Origin of the sequence: Saccharothrix sp. NRRL B-16348, from assembly GCF_001280085.1 — a bacterium.
In the GTDB taxonomy this organism is placed as follows: domain Bacteria; phylum Actinomycetota; class Actinomycetes; order Mycobacteriales; family Pseudonocardiaceae; genus Actinosynnema.
In genome coordinates, this window is record NZ_LGED01000101.1 from 1 (window position 1) to 430 (window position 430).

A 430-nucleotide genomic window follows, 5' to 3' on the forward strand; every position below is an offset into this window, starting at 1 on the left:
GCCGACCCGGCGACCCGGATGCGCACCTGACCGGTGCCGGGGACCGGCTGGTCGACATCCTCGTAGCGCAGGACCTGCGGGCCGCCCGTTTCGTGGAACCGCACTGCCTTCATGATCTCTACCCCTTCGCCGTGTTGCTTCGAGTTCGAAGCAACTGCGATCACGCTAGCACTGCTTCGAATTGGAAGCAAGTGCTTCGAGTTGGAAGCACTGATAGGGTCGGCCCATGACGCCCCCGCCGCCCCCACCGGACGCCGCGCAGCTGGGCGCGTACTTCGCCCTCATCGAGGCGAGCAGCCTGCTGAAACACGCGGTCGAGCAACAGTTGCGCGATGCCGGCGATCTCAGCTACGTGCAGTTCCAACTCCTGGCCACCCTCGGCGACTCCCCCACCGGCAGCCGACGCATGACCGACCTCGCCGACGGCGTC

General features: G+C 66.7%; 1 pseudogene. It reads left to right on the forward strand.

What is annotated here, in order from left to right:
• Positions 1-226: 226 nt before the first annotated feature.
• Positions 227-430, forward strand: a pseudogene (locus ADK67_RS11060) (MarR family winged helix-turn-helix transcriptional regulator); the annotation flags it as partial.